Below are 287 nucleotides of genomic sequence, written 5' to 3'. Positions count from 1 at the left end.
CTATTCGTCTAAGCAGCGCACGGAGATTTGGGATCCCTCTCAGCGATGCAAGCATCGCCTGTCGGCAGTGGATGGCAGCGTGGGGAGTCCATGAGGTCGATTGGGCGCGTGTTTGATAGGCCCTCCTCGTCGGTCTTTTCGGTGATTTCGCCGACGGGTGGCATCTGCCCACCAGATCGCAAGCGTAGCACCCGTGCTTTGAACCTTTTTGAGCGGGAGGAAATATCGCGTGGGCTGAGCATCAAATGTTCACTACGCATGATAGCGCACCAATTAGGGCGCTCCCC

1 protein-coding gene is annotated in these 287 nt (G+C 57.5%); it reads left to right on the top strand.

The window, feature by feature from the left end:
* Nucleotides 1–45: 45 nt before the first annotated feature.
* Nucleotides 46–287, top strand: a 242-nt coding sequence (locus AB9F29_RS22330; protein ID WP_369757305.1) for a helix-turn-helix domain-containing protein, incomplete at its 3' end; no start/stop codon positions are given.

It is taken from the genome of Falsihalocynthiibacter sp. S25ZX9, assembly GCF_041205405.1.
GTDB classification, from domain to species: domain Bacteria; phylum Pseudomonadota; class Alphaproteobacteria; order Rhodobacterales; family Rhodobacteraceae; genus Falsihalocynthiibacter; species Falsihalocynthiibacter arcticus.
This window is presented reverse-complemented; position numbering and strand designations above follow the sequence as displayed.